This window comes from Rhodococcus sp. 66b, from assembly GCF_002076325.1.
GTDB lineage: Bacteria > Actinomycetota > Actinomycetes > Mycobacteriales > Mycobacteriaceae > Rhodococcus_F > Rhodococcus_F erythropolis.
Window position 1 is genome coordinate 41,993 of sequence record NZ_MUZB01000006.1, and the last position, 14,738, is coordinate 56,730.

15 protein-coding genes are annotated in these 14,738 nt (G+C 61.3%); 13 read left to right on the forward strand and 2 right to left on the reverse strand.

Annotation, left to right across the window (positions count from 1 at the left end; all coding sequences use genetic code 11):
- Positions 1 to 107 precede the first annotated feature (107 nt).
- The 6 genes from B0E55_RS12540 (at position 108) to B0E55_RS12565 (ending at position 6,138) form a co-directional block, all read left to right on the forward strand.
- Entirely contained in the window at positions 108 to 1,079 is a 972-nt protein-coding gene (locus tag B0E55_RS12540) for a phosphotriesterase family protein (protein ID WP_080909811.1), read from the forward strand.
- A 3-nt stretch (positions 1,080 to 1,082) separates the two neighbouring features.
- Positions 1,083 to 2,738, forward strand: coding sequence for an AMP-binding protein (locus B0E55_RS12545; RefSeq protein ID WP_080909812.1), 1,656 nt, complete (start codon positions 1,083 to 1,085; stop codon positions 2,736 to 2,738).
- A gap of 250 nt (positions 2,739 to 2,988) precedes the next feature.
- Entirely contained in the window at positions 2,989 to 4,380 is a 1,392-nt protein-coding gene (locus tag B0E55_RS12550) for an MFS transporter (RefSeq protein WP_021331755.1), read from the forward strand.
- Positions 4,381 to 4,448: 68 nt separating this feature from the next.
- On the forward strand, positions 4,449 to 5,123 hold the full coding sequence (locus tag B0E55_RS12555) for a TetR/AcrR family transcriptional regulator (protein ID WP_080909813.1): 675 nt from the start codon (positions 4,449 to 4,451) through the stop codon (positions 5,121 to 5,123).
- A gap of 38 nt (positions 5,124 to 5,161) precedes the next feature.
- Complete coding sequence (locus B0E55_RS12560; protein ID WP_030243853.1) at positions 5,162 to 5,794, forward strand: HAD family hydrolase; 633 nt, start codon at positions 5,162 to 5,164, stop codon at positions 5,792 to 5,794.
- 56 nt (positions 5,795 to 5,850) lie between these two features.
- Positions 5,851 to 6,138 (forward strand): putative quinol monooxygenase, encoded by a 288-nt coding sequence (locus B0E55_RS12565; RefSeq protein WP_019745706.1) that lies wholly within the window; start codon positions 5,851 to 5,853, stop codon positions 6,136 to 6,138.
- Between the two features lie 74 nt (positions 6,139 to 6,212).
- On the opposite strand, the gene B0E55_RS12570 is transcribed toward B0E55_RS12565, so the two are convergent.
- Complete coding sequence (locus B0E55_RS12570) at positions 6,213 to 7,733, reverse strand: AMP-binding protein (protein WP_029256474.1); 1,521 nt, start codon at positions 7,731 to 7,733, stop codon at positions 6,213 to 6,215.
- A gap of 104 nt (positions 7,734 to 7,837) precedes the next feature.
- Here B0E55_RS12570 and B0E55_RS12575 point away from each other — a divergent pair, with 104 nt between their 5' ends.
- Positions 7,838 to 8,551 carry a TetR/AcrR family transcriptional regulator gene (locus B0E55_RS12575; protein ID WP_443216809.1) on the forward strand — a complete coding sequence of 238 codons (714 nt, stop codon included), beginning with the start codon at positions 7,838 to 7,840 and terminating at the stop codon, positions 8,549 to 8,551.
- 90 nt (positions 8,552 to 8,641) lie between these two features.
- On the opposite strand, the gene B0E55_RS12580 is transcribed toward B0E55_RS12575, so the two are convergent.
- The gene (locus tag B0E55_RS12580; protein ID WP_003942878.1) at positions 8,642 to 9,118 is read right to left on the reverse strand and encodes a MaoC family dehydratase; all 477 of its coding nucleotides are present in this window, start codon (positions 9,116 to 9,118) and stop codon (positions 8,642 to 8,644) included.
- Positions 9,119 to 9,276: 158 nt separating this feature from the next.
- On the opposite strand from B0E55_RS12580, the gene B0E55_RS12585 reads away from it, so the two are divergent.
- The 6 genes from B0E55_RS12585 to fabG are packed head-to-tail and all read left to right on the forward strand — an operon-like array spanning position 9,277 to position 14,720.
- Positions 9,277 to 10,098, forward strand: a complete 822-nt coding sequence (locus B0E55_RS12585) for an SDR family oxidoreductase (RefSeq protein WP_020909431.1) — start codon at positions 9,277 to 9,279, stop codon at positions 10,096 to 10,098.
- The gene (locus B0E55_RS12590) at positions 10,095 to 10,898 is read left to right on the forward strand and encodes an enoyl-CoA hydratase-related protein (protein WP_080909814.1); all 804 of its coding nucleotides are present in this window, start codon (positions 10,095 to 10,097) and stop codon (positions 10,896 to 10,898) included. Before B0E55_RS12585 ends, B0E55_RS12590 begins: the two co-directional genes overlap by 4 nt.
- Entirely contained in the window at positions 10,885 to 12,105 is a 1,221-nt protein-coding gene (locus tag B0E55_RS12595) for an acyl-CoA dehydrogenase family protein (RefSeq protein ID WP_019745701.1), read from the forward strand. Before B0E55_RS12590 ends, B0E55_RS12595 begins: the two co-directional genes overlap by 14 nt.
- Position 12,106: 1 nt before the next feature.
- Entirely contained in the window at positions 12,107 to 12,889 is a 783-nt protein-coding gene (locus B0E55_RS12600) for an SDR family oxidoreductase (RefSeq protein ID WP_080909815.1), read from the forward strand.
- A complete protein-coding gene (locus tag B0E55_RS12605) occupies positions 12,882 to 13,916 on the forward strand; it encodes a phosphotransferase family protein (RefSeq protein WP_029537145.1) in 1,035 nt (344 codons plus the stop codon). The genes B0E55_RS12600 and B0E55_RS12605 overlap by 8 nt, the downstream gene beginning before the upstream one ends.
- 45 nt (positions 13,917 to 13,961) lie before the next feature.
- A complete protein-coding gene (gene fabG / locus B0E55_RS12610; protein ID WP_020909429.1) occupies positions 13,962 to 14,720 on the forward strand; it encodes a 3-oxoacyl-ACP reductase FabG in 759 nt (252 codons plus the stop codon).
- The last annotated feature ends 18 nt before the right edge of the window (positions 14,721 to 14,738 follow it).

Below are 14,738 nucleotides of genomic sequence, written 5' to 3' on the forward strand. Positions count from 1 at the left end.
GAGGTGGGCTTCGGGTGGGTCGAACCTATTGACGAACCAAGCGACGTGAGACACACTAGCTCATTGTCTCATGTTAGTGATGGCGATCACAGTCAGGGGTTCGATCGATGAGTTCAGTACAATCCGTTCGTGGGCCGGTGGACACAGCCGATCTGGGAAAGGTGTTGATGCACGAGCATGTCTTCGTTCTGGGGGAGGAGATGCGTCAGAACTATCCCGACTACCCGGAGCCTTGGGACGAGGAGGCTCGAGTAGCCGATGCGGTGACCAAGCTGTCCGAACTGAAGTCGCGAGGGATCAGCACGATCGTCGATCCCACGGTCATCGGACTCGGTCGCTACATCCCGCGTATTGCGCGGATCAACGAGCAGGTCGATCTCAACATCATCGTCGCCACCGGCGTCTACACGTACAACGACATTCCGTTCCAATTCCATTACACCGGTCCAGGTTTGCTGTTCGACGTGCGCGAGCCGATGGTTGATCTATTTGTGAAGGACATCAAGGACGGCATTGCCGGCACAGACATCCGCGCGTCGTTCCTCAAGTGCGCCATCGAAGAACCTGGTCTGACTCCCGGTGTCGAGCGTGTGATGCGAGCGGTCGGTCGGGCGCAGGTCGAAACCGGGGTACCGATCACGGTTCACACGAACCCGCACACGGAATCGGGCCTCGTTGCGCAGAAGGTTCTGGCCGAGGAAGGTGCAGATCTGAGCAAGGTCGTCATCGGGCACTCGGGTGATTCGACCGACCTGGACTACCTGTGTGCACTTGCCGATGCGGGTTCGCTACTCGGGATGGACCGTTTCGGTCTCGATGTTCTGCTGCCGTTCGAGGAGCGGGTGAACACTGTCGTGGAACTGGCCCGCCGTGGCTATGCCGAGAAAATGGTTCTGGCACATGATGCCTCGTGCTTCATCGACTGGTTCTCGAGTGAGGCCAAGGCAGCCGCAGTGCCGAACTGGAATTTCACCCACATCAGCGATCAGGTCATTCCCGCGCTGCTCGAGCGCGGCGTCACCGAGGATCAGATCAACACCATGCTGGTGGATAATCCGCGTCGGTACTTCGAGAGCTGAGTTATGACCAACGTGTACGAGAGCAAGCCGTGGCTCGCCAACTACGACGCCGACACTCCGCCGAACGTGGACATCGAGCATGCCAACGCCCTCGCGATGTTCCGTGCGTCGCTGGAGCGCGATCGCACCGCCCCGATCATCAGGTACTTCGACAGGACCGTCAGCTTTGCCGAGCTCGACGAGATGTCGGATGCGCTTGCCGTAGCCCTCGCCGTGGACGGAATCGGGTTCGGCGACAGAGTTTCCTTTGTCCTGCAGAATGTTCCGCAGTTCGTCATCGCGACGGTCGCAGTCTGGAAACTCGGCGCTGTCGTCGTTCCGGTCAATCCGATGTACCGGGACCGTGAGCTGTCCACCGTACTCGCGGACAGCGGCGCGGTAGCAGTCATCTGTCTCGAGTCCTCGGCCGAGACCGTGGCGACTGCGTCCGAGGGCACCGAAGTGCGACGGGTCATCACCACGTCGGAACGGGATTTTCAGTCGCGCGACGATGAACGGATCTTCGGTTCGGCGTCCAGGATTCGTCATGATGGATTTCCGGACCTATTGGAACTGATCGAGGCTCATCGAGGACAGAAGCCCGAGAAGGTCGATCTGTCCCCGGAAGACCTTGCCTACCTTCCTTATACGTCGGGGACGACCGGCCCGCCGAAGGGGTCGATGAACACGCACGCAAATGTCGTGTTCGCAGCGCAGATCTATCGGGACTGGTTGGGGCTGCGCCCCGGCGGCGCGATGTTCGCGGTGGCGCCACTGTTCCATATCACCGGGTTGATCGGGCACGTCGCGGCTCCACTCCTGGCCGGCGCGCCCACGATTCTGACCTGCCGATTCCATCCCATCGTTGCAGCGGAGTCGATTTCGGAGCATCGGGCTACCGCGATCATCGGAGCGATCACGGTATTCATCGCGTGGACGGACAGCGCCGCAGTCTCGAAGGAATCGTTGAGCTCTCTCGAGTCGGTGTATTCAGGTGGCGCGCCGATCCCGCACGCGGCGTTGGAAGCGTTCCGGGCGAAGTTCGGTCACTACATTCACAACGGCTACGGGCTGACCGAGACGAACAGTCCGGCGAACGTGGTGCCGAATTCGCGTGAAGCGCCGGTAGATCCGGCGTCGGGGGCCGTTGCTGTCGGCGTTCCGGTATCGAATACGTACGCCGAGGTGGTGGACGAGAACGACAGGCCGGTACAGATCGGGGAGTACGGCGAGATCGTGGTCTCCGGTCCCCAGGTTGCACTCGGATACTGGAACAAGCCGGACGAGACCGCACATGCGATGCCGGACGGGCGTTTTCACACCGGCGACATCGGATTCATGGACGGCGACGGTTGGTTTTACATCGTCGACCGGATGAAGGATCAGATAAATGCCTCGGGCTTCAAAGTGTGGCCACGCGAAGTGGAAGATGTTCTCTACGAACACCCTGCCGTACGAGAGGCTGCCGTCGTCGGTGTCATGGATCCGTATCGCGGCGAAACCGTGAAGGCCTTCGTGTCCTTCAAGGACGGTGCCGAGGCGACCACCGAGGATCTGGTCGAGTTCTGCAAGGAAAGGCTTGCAGCATACAAGTATCCACGCATCGTCGAGGTCATGAATGACCTGCCGAAAACAGTGAGCGGCAAGATTCTTCGTCGTGAACTGCGGGTACCGAACTAGATCTGCCTGACAAACGAATTGCCGGCCGCCGACAAGGTGAGCCGGCCATTCGTCGTGGTGATCAGCAAGCATCGATAGGGGATTTAGTCCCTTATGCGGCAATGCATTTCAGTGATTGACATCACTCTTTTTGTATCGCAGACTGATCGCAACGCCACAGAGTTGAAGTTGGTGTCAGTTTCTACTTCTGGCCCGGTTTCACTTCTCAACTCCCGGCGCGACGAGCGTCCGACCCATCGAGGAGTAACCCATGACGAGATCGGCAGTGGATTCGAGCACGCAGGCAGGGGGCCTGTCCGATCAGGAACGGAAGAAGAAGAAAGCGCACCGCAAACTTCTCGGCGCGGGACTGCTCGGCAGTTCCATCGAGTGGTACGACTTCTTCTTGTACGGAACGGCTGCGGCACTGGTCTTTCCGCATGTGTTCTTCCCCGATTCATCCGCACTGATGGGCACATTGCTCTCGTTCAGTACGTTCTGGGCCGGCTTCGTTGCCCGCCCCATCGGCGGTTTGGTCGCCGGACACTTCGGCGACAAGTACGGACGCAAGCCCGCCGTCGTCACCTGCCTGTTGCTGATGGCTGTCGCGACGTTCCTGATCGGCGCGATTCCGAGTGCGTCGGCAATCGGCGTCGTCGCTCCGATTCTTCTGGTGACACTGCGATTCATCCAAGGTCTCGCCTGCGGTGGCCAGTGGGGCGGAATCGTCCTTCTCCTCACCGAATCCGCGAGTCCCAAGAAGCGTGGATTCTCAGGCACTTTCGGTCAGATGGGTGTCTCGTTCGGTGTAGTGCTGGGCAACCTGGTCTTCCTCGTCGCGACCGCGACCATTTCCAACGAAGCATTCCTGAGCTGGGGTTGGCGGGTTCCGTTCTTCGCCAGCGCGCTGCTCTTCCCCGTGGTTCTGTACATCCAGACGAAGGTCGAGGACACGCCGGAATTCCTCGAGTTGCAGGAAGACGCCAAGAAGAACCAAAAGGATGTCGTCGTTCAGGCTCCACTGGCGCAGGCGCTCAAGGATCACTGGCGCAAGATCCTGCTTGGCTGCGGACTTCTGGCCGCCACCAATGCACTGTTCTACATCAGCATTGCCGGCGTACTCAGCTACGGCACAACCGAACTGGGGTTGAAGCGGAACTCACTGCTCATCATCTCGCTCCTGAGCGCGTTGCTGACAGTCGGCGTGGTGCTGTGGTCCGGGAAGATGTCCGACAAGATCGGTCGTCGTCCGATGATCCTGATCGGCGCCGCAGCGATCGTGGTCTGGGCATTCCCGTACTTCTGGTTGATCAACACCAAGTCCCTGCCGCTGTTCTTCATCGCAGTCACGGTCGGCAGCGTGTTCCAGTCGATGACCTACGGGCCTATCGCGGCATACATGGGTGAACTGTTCGCACCCAACGTGCGCTACTCGGCAGCATCGTTGGCCTACCAGTTGGCTGCGATCACGGTCAGCGGTGGCACTCCGTTCATCATGACAGCACTTATCGCGAAGACCGGAACCACGACATGGGTTGCCGTGTTCGTAGCACTCATGGGCTTGGTGACCTTCTTCAGCGCTTGGGTGCTGAAAGAGACCAACCCGAAGGAAGTTCGGGACGATCCGAACGCAATTCCGGGCGCGCATCTCTACGGCAGGTAATACCTTCGGTCTCGAACAGACGCCCGCTATCGGTCACCGGTAGCGGGCGTCTGACGTATAACTGGAGCATGGCTGCAGCACGCACAGGCTCCGAAGATGCTTCGTCGACAGTGTCACGGGAACTCCCCTCCACTCAGCGTGGTTTGCGTACGCGTCGAGCGTTGATCGATGCGGCTCGCACCGTCTTCGAACGGACCGGTTATCTGGACTCGCGTCTGATCGACATCACGGTGGAGGCGCAGTGCTCGGCCGGTACGTTCTACACCTACTTCGCAAGCAAGGAGGAGATCTTCGCGGCTGTGATGGAGCTGGCGCGCGAAGACATGATGCATCCGGGCATGCCGCACACTCCGAAAGGAGCGGATCCCGCTGAGGTCATCGCGGCGAGCAACCGCGCGTACCTCGAGGCGTACCGACGGAACGCGAAGCTGATGGGATTGCTCGAGCAGGTCGCAAGTATCGATCCGGAGTTCCGGGTTCTCCGCCTCGAGCGTGCTGACGCGTTTGTTCGACGCAACGCGCGCAGTATCGAGAAGCTGCAGAAAGCCGGTCTGGCGGACGCGAACCTGGATCCGCTACTGACGTCTCGGGCACTCTCCGGGATGATCAGTCGACTTGCGTTCGGGTACTTCGTATCCCGCGGCGGCAAGGACGGCGCCGCCGGAGTGACCTTCGATGGTCTGCTCGATACGGTCAACCGGTTGTGGATCAACACTTTACAATTCTCGCTGCGCCAAAACTGATGTTGACGCCGGGTTCATGTTTGGTGTCTGATGGAGCAATGACACCTACGCGTACGGCAGTGCTCGTCGATTTCGGTGGAGTTCTCACCTCCAGTGTTCTTCAGGCCTTCGAAGATTTCGGGGCCTCGCTTGGGGGAGACCCACGACTTCCGTTGACCCTGCTCTCCCGCGACGACGTCTCGAAGAGGCTGCTCTCCGATCACGAATCCGGAAAGATCGACCAGGAGGCCTTCGAGGCCGGATTCGGAGAACGTCTACGAGCGCACGGCGCAGTCGTCGACAGTGCTGGATTGGTCGACCGTATGCAAGCCGGGCTGATTCGAGACGAGGAGATGGTGCGTCTGCTCGCAGACGTGCGGGCGGCGGGACACCCTGTTGCGCTCGTGTCCAATGCTTTCGGGCGTGATTGTTATGCGGGATTTGTCCTCGAGGACCTGGCCGACGAAGTGGTGATCTCCTCGGAAGTCGGGATTCGTAAGCCCTCTCGTCAGATCTATACCATCGCGTGTGAGCGACTGGGCGTCGCGCCCGAAGACGCGGTGATGATCGACGATCTGCAACAGAATCTCGACGGTGCGGCACGATTGGGGATCGCCGGCATTCTCCACACCGACGCAGAAAGCACTCGCAGACAATTGGCATCGACGTTCGGACTACTGCCCACGCAGTGAAACTGTAGGTTTCTCGGTAACACTCGAACACTGCCGGAACACTTTTGGAGGAACGAATGATTGCTGTCATCGCGGATATCACCGTCAAGGACGGAAGCGGCGAGCAGTTCGAAGCCGTAATCGCCGAACTTGCGGAGAAGGTGCGCACGGAGGAGCCCGGAACGGTTCTGTATCAACTGATCCGATCGAAAACGGATGCGAATTCCTACAAGTTCATGGAGTTGTATCAGGACGGTGCTGCCATCAAGGCTCACGGAACGTCCGAGCATTTCCAGGCTGCAGGAAAGGCGATGGCACCCTTCCTCGCCGGCGCCCCGCAGATCGAGTACTTCGACGCTCTCTGAGCGCATGGACGGGGCTCTGTGAGTGAGTGAACAGGCGAGCCCCGGCGAAATCTCGCCGGGGCTCACCTGTGTTTTCAGTTCTGCTTCTGGGCGAGGAGTTCGGTTCGGTCGATCGATCGCTTGAGGATCTTTCCCGTCGAACCCTTCGGGAGTGCGTCGATGAACTGGACGACTCGGGGAATCTTGTAGGCGGAGAGACGTTCCCGAGCCCACGAAGTGACGGCGTCTGCTTCGAGGTCGGAGCCTGGACGCACGGCCACCACTGCGGCAACTTCCTCCCCGTAGTAGTCGTCGGGTATGCCGATCACTGCGGCTTCGATGATGTCGGGGTGCTGGTAGAGCACCTCTTCGACCTCGCCCGGATAGACGTTGTATCCACCACGGATGATGAGGTCCTTCACTCGGTCGACGATGCGAAGGTCCCCGTCGGGATCGGTCTCACCGAGGTCTCCGGTGCGGAACCATCCGTCGTCGGAAAGAACGGCGGCGGTGTCTTCAGGGCGCTTCCAGTAACCCTTCATGACCGTCGGTCCTTTGATGAACACCTCGCCCACTGTGCCTGCCTCGCAGACATTTCCGTCGTGATCACGCACCTCGACCTCGGTGCGCGGTACGGCGCGGCCGGTGTATCCGATCTTTGCGACGCGGTCGATGCTGTTGAAAGTCCCGAACGCGCTCGTCTCGGTGAGGCCGTAGCCCTCGAGGATCGTGCAGTTGAACCGTGCTTCGAAGGCGCGAGCGACTTCACCGGGAAGTGATGCGCCACCGGAGATTGCGATCCTGAGTTGTTCGAAGTCGGAGCTGTCCACATCGGCGGCGGCGTGCAGCATGGCATTCCACATGGTGGGGACACCGGCCATGATGGTGAGCTTGTCCCGGCGGACCAGGTCGAGCATGGCAGCGGGGTCGAACCGGGCGAGCAGGGACAGTGATCCGCCGCCGGTGAAGGTTGCCATCATGACCGAACCCTGGCCGAAGATATGGAAGAGCGGCAGTCCGGTTCCGGTGCGGTCCGAAGGGTTTCCGCGGCTGCTCTCGGCGCCGATCTCACCGGCGGACAACAAATTCCCGACGGTCAGCTGAGCGCCCTTCGGGCGTCCGGTGGTGCCGGAGGTGTAGAGAATCGCCGTTGTGTCTGCTGCGTCACGGTCGACCACAGTTGCGGGTGCATGATCGGCCTGCGCCGATTCTTCGGTGAGTGTCCACACCGGGACACCGCGCGCACTCCCTGCATCCTGGACTGCGGGACCGAGCTGATGCCACGCGATGGCCAGGGAAATCTCCGCGTCGTCCAGAACGTACTCGACTTCGGGTTGCGCCGACATCGTGTTGATCGGTACCACGACACAACCTGCGGCCTGAATTCCCATGTACGCCACGACGAATTCCGCTACCGACGGTGCCGCTAGGAGAACCCGATCGCCTACGCTCAACCCGGCATCGCGAATGCGGCCGGCGAACGCCAGGGACGCGTCGTGGAGCTGCCGGTAAGTCCAGTGTTCATCCGTGCCGCGGATCGCAGTGCTGTTTCGAATTGCGATGTTGTCCGGAGTGACTTCCGCGTGACGGGTCACCGGGTCGAGAACGCTAACCATGGTTCTGCCTTTCGGGAGGAATCGACCGATTGTGTGTCCTGGGTCTCACCAGAGCGTACACTTGAATCCGGCGTCAACATCGAGTCTGCTGGGATTGTCCCGAAATGATGTTGGCTCGGAAGGATGGGGAGCGCACCGTGCTCGATGACGAATCGCGAATTGCCGCCCTGCCAGTGGCTCCGCCTGCGCTGCTCCGAGATCGGCCGACCACCGAGCGGGGAACCCGCACGCGCGCAGCGCTGATTGCCGCTGCCCGCGCGGTATTCGAGCGTAGTGGCTATCTCGATGCCCGTCTGATCGACATCGCCAAAGAAGCCGGCTGCGCGACGGGATCGTTCTACACCTACTTCGCGAACAAGGAAGAGGTCTTCGCCGCCGTCCTCGAGGTCGCGCGAGACGACATGATGCACCCGGGCATGGGACGCGTGGCGGGCGCAGACGATCCGTACGCCGTGCTCGAGGCAAGTAATCGAGCGTATCTGGCTGCGTATCAACGCAATGCGAAATTGATGGGGCTGATGGAGCAGGTTGCTCACATCGACCCGGAGTTCCGGAAGTTCCGCAGCGAGCGTGCCAATGCGTTCATACGCCGTAATGCCCGCGGGATTGCAGATCTGCAGAGTCGTGGTATCGCGGACACGACGCTGGATCCAATGACAGCGTCAATTGCTCTGTCCGGCATGGTGAGTCGGCTCGCCTACAGTCTGTTCACCCTCCATGAGGGTGAGGTGGACGGGCGTTCGCCGGAGTTCGATCAGATTGTCGCCACGGTGACAGACCTGTGGGCTAACGCGCTGAAATTCCCTGACCGATCCTGAAGCGGCAGGTCGCCCCGGCCGTATCGACGTTCGAGCGGCCGGGACGTGCCGAGTCTTGTTTCAGCTTTTCTCTGTTCAGCTTTTCTCTGTTCAGCTTTTCTCGACGACGCGAGCGACGGATTCGGCCACGACGACTGGCTTGTCGGAACCTTCGCGCTCAACCACCTGGCTCATCTTCACCTGGATTCCGCCGGGCAACTGCTCCGCGGACACAACGGTTGCACGCATGCGGACCCGGGATCCCACGGGAACGGGAGCGGGGAAGCGAACCTTGTCGTAGCCGTAATTGAGGCTGTGCGCGAAGCCGTCGAAGTGGATGAGTTGGTAGGAGAACTGTGGGCCCAGCGAGAGGCTGAAGAGTCCGTGCGCGATCGTGCTGCCGAGCGGGCTCGATGCGGCTCGTTCCGGGTCGACGTGAATCCACTGATGATCGTTTGTGGCTTCGGCGAACGCGTTGATGCGCTCCTGGGTGATGTCGTACCACTCCGTCGGGCCAAGTTCCTGGCCGATGAGCTTCTCGAGCTCGGCGAAGGTGGACGGGCGGACGGGCAATTGGTTTTCAGTCATCGTTGATCCCTTTACTCGCAGTTCAGGAGGACGGAACGGGCCGTTCGGGTGACCGTCGCGATTCGACGGTTGAAACTGACGCCGGATTCAACTATACATGAGGGGAGACGTGGATCACTGTCAGCGCGTAGGTATGACGCAAGCGAGAGGAATCGCTCATGAAGGTTGCCCAGAAGGTAGCAATTGTCACCGGTGGCGGCGGGGGGATCGGCGGTGCGTTGGCGCAGCGACTGGCCGCAGAGGGCGCTCGCGTCGTAGTAGCCGACCTCGACGGGGCGGCAGCTTCGGCAGTGGCAGAGGCGATCAACATGGAGCATCCCGGCGCAGCAGTGTCTGCGGGTGGCGACGTCTCCGACGAGACGGTCATTGCGGGCCTCATCGCGCAGGCGGAAAAGGAATTCGGCCCGGTCGACCTCTACTTCGCCAATGCCGGCGTCACCGGAGGCATGGGCCTCGACATCAGTGAGGACGTCTGGGACACGACGATCGACGTCAACGTTCGCGCCCACATTCGTGCCGCCAGGCTCCTCGTCCCTGGTTGGACCGAGCGCGGGGAAGGCTACTTCATCAGCACTGCCTCTGCTGCCGGCTTGCTCAGTCAGGTCGGGTCCGCCGCGTACTCGGTGACCAAACATGCCGCGGTCGCGTTTGCCGAGTGGCTCTCGATCACCTACGGAGATCAGGGCGTTCGCGTCAGTTGCCTGTGTCCGATGGGTGTCAACACCAAGCTTCTCTACGAAGGCGAGAACTCCGGCGATCCGGTCGGCAAGGCCGCAACCGGGGCCGTGCTTGCGGCAGGTAATGTTCTCGAGCCTGCTGAATGCGCCGAAATCGTTCTTGCCGCAGTAGATGCCGAGGAATTCCTCATCCTTCCGCACAAGAACGTTCTGGACATGTACCGGCAGAAGGGCGCCGACTACGACCGTTGGCTGCGCGGGATGCGCCGGTATCAGGCGTCGCTGCTCGCGGGAACGCGATGACCGAGGAACTCGTCCTCTCCGAGCAGAGAGGAGCGGTGCTGGTCCTGACATTCAATCGGCCCCGCGTTCTCAACGCGTGGACCAACGAGCTCGAAGATCAGTACTACGACCTTTTGGCCGCAGCAGACGATGATCCCAGTGTCCGAGCAATTGTTGTCACCGGCTCCGGTCGAGGATTCTGCTCGGGGGCTGACCTCGGCAATTTGAAGAACGTCGGCGACGTCTCCGAAAGTGATCTTGTCCGACCACGGGACCGTGATTTCCCGACCACCGTTCGCAAGCCGCTGATCGCTGTCGTCAACGGCGTTGCCGCAGGGCTCGGAATGGTCGAGGCTCTGTACTGTGACGTTCGTTTCGGTTCGAGCGCAACGCGATTCACTACCGCCTTCGCGCGTCGAGGCCTGATTGCGGAGTACGGCATCTCCTGGATGTTGCCCCGCTTGGTCGGTCACAGCCGAGCAGTCGATCTTCTGCTTTCCAGCCGGATGGTGGATGCCGACGAGGCGTACCGTATCGGTTTGATCGACCACCTGGTCAGCGGCGGTGACGTTCTGGATGCGGCGATTGCTTACGCCGAGGACATCGCGGCCAACTGCTCGCCGACGTCCCTCTCCGTCATCAAGTCTCAGATGAGTGCCGACGCGCACTCGACCTTCACCGATTCCGCCAGGCGTGCGGAATCGCTGATGCTGAACGCATTTCACGGCCCGGATGTCGTCGAGGGCGTCAACAGCCATCTCGAACATCGAGCCCCCAATTTTCCTTCCCTCTCTGTCAGGAGTTCACATGTCAGTGTTTGAGTTCTCGGATCGCACCAAGAAGTACCAGGCCGAACTGCTCGATTTCATGGACAAGCACGTTTACCCGGCCGAAGCGGTCTACGAAGAGCAGATGCGTGAGTCCGGTAACCCGCACTTCCAGCCGCCGATCATCGACGACTTGAAGAAGGAAGCCAAGGCGCGCGGGCTGTGGAACCTCTTTCACCCGCATCCCGAATGGGGCCCCGGGCTGACCAACCTGGAATACGCACCGCTTGCGGAGATCATGGGCCGCAGCCACCTGGCTTCCGAAGCCACCAACTGCGCCGCTCCGGACACGGGAAACATGGAGGTGCTCACGCTCTTCGGCACCGACGAGCACAAGGAGAAGTACCTCAAGCCGCTTCTCGAAGGCGAAATCCGTTCTGCTTTCGCGATGACCGAGCCCGAGGTTGCCAGTTCCGACGCCACCAACATCCAGCTTCGTATGGACCGTGACGGCGACGAGTACGTACTGAACGGCCGTAAGTGGTTCGCTTCCAACGCTTTGCACCAGAACTGCAAGGTTCTGATCGTCATGGGCAAGACCGACTTCAATGCCGCCACCCACCGTCAGCAGTCGATGATGGTCGTTCCGATCGATGCTCCCGGCGTCACGATCCTGCGCAACCTGCCGGTCTTCGGCTACCAGGACCGCGAAGGACACGGCGAGATCACTTTCGAGGACGTGCGCGTCCCGGCCAAGGACATTCTCGCCGGCGAGGGCGAAGGATTCGCGATCAGCCAGGCCCGCCTCGGCCCCGGCCGCATCCACCACTGCATGCGTGCAATCGGAATGGCCGAGCGCGCACTGGAACTGATGTGCAAGCGCGCATCCACCCGCATCACCTTCGGAAAGCCCGTCAGTGACAACGCGAATATCCAGGACTGGATCGCCGAGGCTCGTATCGACATCGAGATGGTTCGACTCCTCACGCTCAAGGCCGCTCACATGATGGACACGGTGGGCAACAAGGAAGCGCGCACCGAGATCGCAGCCATCAAGGTTGCAGCGCCGAACATCGCGCTCAAGATCATCGACCGCGCCATCCAGGTTCACGGCGGCGGCGGCGTCACGGACGACTTCCCGCTCGCGATGGCTTACGCCCACATGCGCACCCTTCGCCTGGCTGACGGCCCGGACGAGGTGCACAAGCGCGCCATCGCCAAGCAGGAACTGCGCAAGTACCGCGAAGTCAAGGCGAACTGACATGGCAGGACTGGATCTCACCGGTAAGACGGCAATCGTCACAGGCGCATCGCGGGGCATCGGCCTCGCGACCGTGCAGGCGATTGCGGCGGCGGGCGGAAACGTCGTACTGACCTCGCGCTCACAGGAATCCGCAGATGCGGCTGCCGCGCAGGTGAACGGCAACGCGATCGGCGTCGGCGCTCACGCGACGGACGAGGATGCTGCACGCAAGTGCGTCGAGCAGACGATCGAGCGTTTCGGCAGTCTCGACATCTTGGTGAACAACGCGGGCACCAACCCGTCGTTCGGGCCGATCATCAACCAGGATCACTCGCGCTTCGCCAAGACCTTCGACGTCAACGTGTGGGCTCCAGTCCTGTGGACCGGCCTGGCAGCGCGGGCCTGGATGGGCGAGCACGGTGGTTCCGTGGTCAACACCGCCTCGATCGGCGGCATGGCGTTCGAGGCCGGGATCGGTACGTACAACGCGTCGAAGGCTGCTCTGATCCACATCACCAAGCAATTGGCGCTCGAGTTGTCACCGAAGATTCGTGTCAACGCCGTTGCTCCGGGAGTGGTGAGAACCAAACTCGCCGAAGCTCTGTGGAAAGAACATGAGGAAGCGGTGTCCGCGTCGACCGCTCTCGGACGCATCGGTGAACCCGAGGACGTGGCCGCTGCCATCGCCTTCCTGGTTTCGGATGCAGCCCAGTGGATCACCGGCGAGATCATGACCATCGACGGTGGCCAGTTGTTGGGTGACGCACTCCCGTTCCGGCAGGGAGCGTCCGTCGGTGGCTAGCGTCGGAGTAGTGGGACTCGATACCGAAGCGGTCACCGGGTGGATAGCAGGCCTGGGGATCGACTTCACCGGGCCGTTGTCCTTCGATCGAATCGGTCTGGGGCAGTCGAATCTCACGTACCTGGTTCGCGATCAAGACGGCAATCGCTGGGTGCTACGACGCCCACCGCTGGGGCACCTGCTGGCCTCGGCTCACGACGTGGCGCGCGAAGCTCGAATCCTGAGCGCTCTCGAATCCACCGACGTGCCTTCGCCGCGAGTATTCGGGTTGACCGAGGATCCAGCCGTCACCGAAGTTCCGCTGCTCCTCATGGAATTCGTGGACGGCGAAGTGGTGGACCGAATGCCTCTTGCTGAGGCGTTGTCGGAAGATCGTCGCCGGGCAATCGGAATCTCGCTCGCTCAGACGCTGGCGAAGATACACGCCGTCGACCTCGGGAAGGCCGGTCTCGACGACCTGGCAAGCCACAAGCCTTACGCTGCACGGCAGCTGAAGCGCTGGGGCGGACAGTGGGAACAGTCGAAGACGCGGGAATGTCCTGACCTGGACGATCTCACCCGACGTCTCATTGCAGCTCAGCCGGCTCACACCGAAACCACGTTGGTGCACGGCGACTTTCACCTACGCAACGTGATCACCTCCGCTGAGAACGGCGAAGTTGTCGCGGCCCTCGACTGGGAACTCTGCACACTCGGTGATCCGTTGGCCGATGTCGGAAGCTTGTTGGCGTACTGGCCGGCGGCAGGGGAGGACACTGGTGGCGATTTCCCGGCGTCAGCGCTCCCGGGATTCCCTTCGCGAGAGGAGATCTCCCGGATCTATCTCGAGGCCACCGGACGGGATCCGGCTGCGCTGAAGTTCTGGCACACCTTGGGGCTGTGGAAGATCGCCGTGATCGCCGAGGGCGTGATGCGTCGCGCCCGCGACGAACCGCAGAATGCCGCCGAGAGCGGAACTCCCACCGTGGAACGTATTGACGCCTTGGTAGCCAAAGCCAGGGAAATTGCAGATCAGGCCGGGATCTGACGAGATCGTCCGGTGTCCGTCGAATCACGAAATTATGGAGGGCCAGTGAGCCAGGAACGTAGAACCGCAATTGTCACGGGTGCAGCACGCGGAATCGGTGCGGCAGTGGCCAAGCGACTGTCGGAAGACGGCTTTGCCGTTGCCGTGCTGGACCTCGACGAAGCAGCGTGTGCCGGAACCGTCGACGCGATCAAGGCCGCAGGCGGCCAAGCACTGGCCGTGGGCGCTGACGTCTCCGACGAGGCTTCGGTTGCTGCAGCGGTGGATCGTGTGGCCGCAGAACTCGGTGCACCTACCGTGCTGATCAACAATGCCGGCATCACTCGCGACAACCTTCTGTTCAAGATGAGCGTCGCCGAGTGGGATTCGGTGATGAACGTCCATCTGCGCGGAGCGTTCCTCATGTCGCGTGCGGTGCAGAAGTACATGGTGGAAGCGAAGTTCGGCCGCATCGTGAACCTCTCGAGCACGTCGGCTCTCGGCAACCGCGGACAGGTCAACTACTCCGCAGCCAAGGCCGGCATGCAGGGATTCACCAAGACATTGGCCTTCGAATTGGGCAAGTTCGGCGTCACCGCCAACGCCATTGCCCCCGGATTCATCGAAACCGAGATGACCGCCGCAACGGCAGAGCGCATGGGAGTCGGCTTCGAGGACTTCAAGACCGCTGCCGCTTCGCAGATTCCGGTCAACCGCGTCGGTCAGCCCGAGGACATCGCGCACACCGCGTCGTTCTTCGTCAGTGAAGGCGCGGGCTTCGTTTCCGGTCAGGTCGTCTACGTCGCCGGTGGACCGAAGGACTGACCGTCCGCTCACCGCTCG

Excerpts from the sequence above, each read along its gene's own strand:
- B0E55_RS12540 (WP_080909811.1), top strand. The coding sequence starts at position 108 with ATGAGTTCAGTACAATCCGTTCGTGGGCCGGTGGACACAGCCGATCTG.
- B0E55_RS12545 (WP_080909812.1), top strand. The coding sequence starts at position 1,083 with ATGACCAACGTGTACGAGAGCAAGCCGTGGCTCGCCAACTACGACGCC.
- B0E55_RS12550 (WP_021331755.1), top strand. The coding sequence starts at position 2,989 with ATGACGAGATCGGCAGTGGATTCGAGCACGCAGGCAGGGGGCCTGTCC.
- B0E55_RS12555 (WP_080909813.1), top strand. The coding sequence starts at position 4,449 with ATGGCTGCAGCACGCACAGGCTCCGAAGATGCTTCGTCGACAGTGTCA.
- B0E55_RS12560 (WP_030243853.1), top strand. The coding sequence starts at position 5,162 with ATGACACCTACGCGTACGGCAGTGCTCGTCGATTTCGGTGGAGTTCTC.
- B0E55_RS12565 (WP_019745706.1), top strand. The coding sequence starts at position 5,851 with ATGATTGCTGTCATCGCGGATATCACCGTCAAGGACGGAAGCGGCGAG.
- B0E55_RS12570 (WP_029256474.1), bottom strand. The coding sequence starts at position 7,733 with ATGGTTAGCGTTCTCGACCCGGTGACCCGTCACGCGGAAGTCACTCCG.
- B0E55_RS12575 (WP_443216809.1), top strand. The coding sequence starts at position 7,838 with ATGATGTTGGCTCGGAAGGATGGGGAGCGCACCGTGCTCGATGACGAA.
- B0E55_RS12580 (WP_003942878.1), bottom strand. The coding sequence starts at position 9,118 with ATGACTGAAAACCAATTGCCCGTCCGCCCGTCCACCTTCGCCGAGCTC.
- B0E55_RS12585 (WP_020909431.1), top strand. The coding sequence starts at position 9,277 with ATGAAGGTTGCCCAGAAGGTAGCAATTGTCACCGGTGGCGGCGGGGGG.
- B0E55_RS12590 (WP_080909814.1), top strand. The coding sequence starts at position 10,095 with ATGACCGAGGAACTCGTCCTCTCCGAGCAGAGAGGAGCGGTGCTGGTC.
- B0E55_RS12595 (WP_019745701.1), top strand. The coding sequence starts at position 10,885 with ATGTCAGTGTTTGAGTTCTCGGATCGCACCAAGAAGTACCAGGCCGAA.
- B0E55_RS12600 (WP_080909815.1), top strand. The coding sequence starts at position 12,107 with ATGGCAGGACTGGATCTCACCGGTAAGACGGCAATCGTCACAGGCGCA.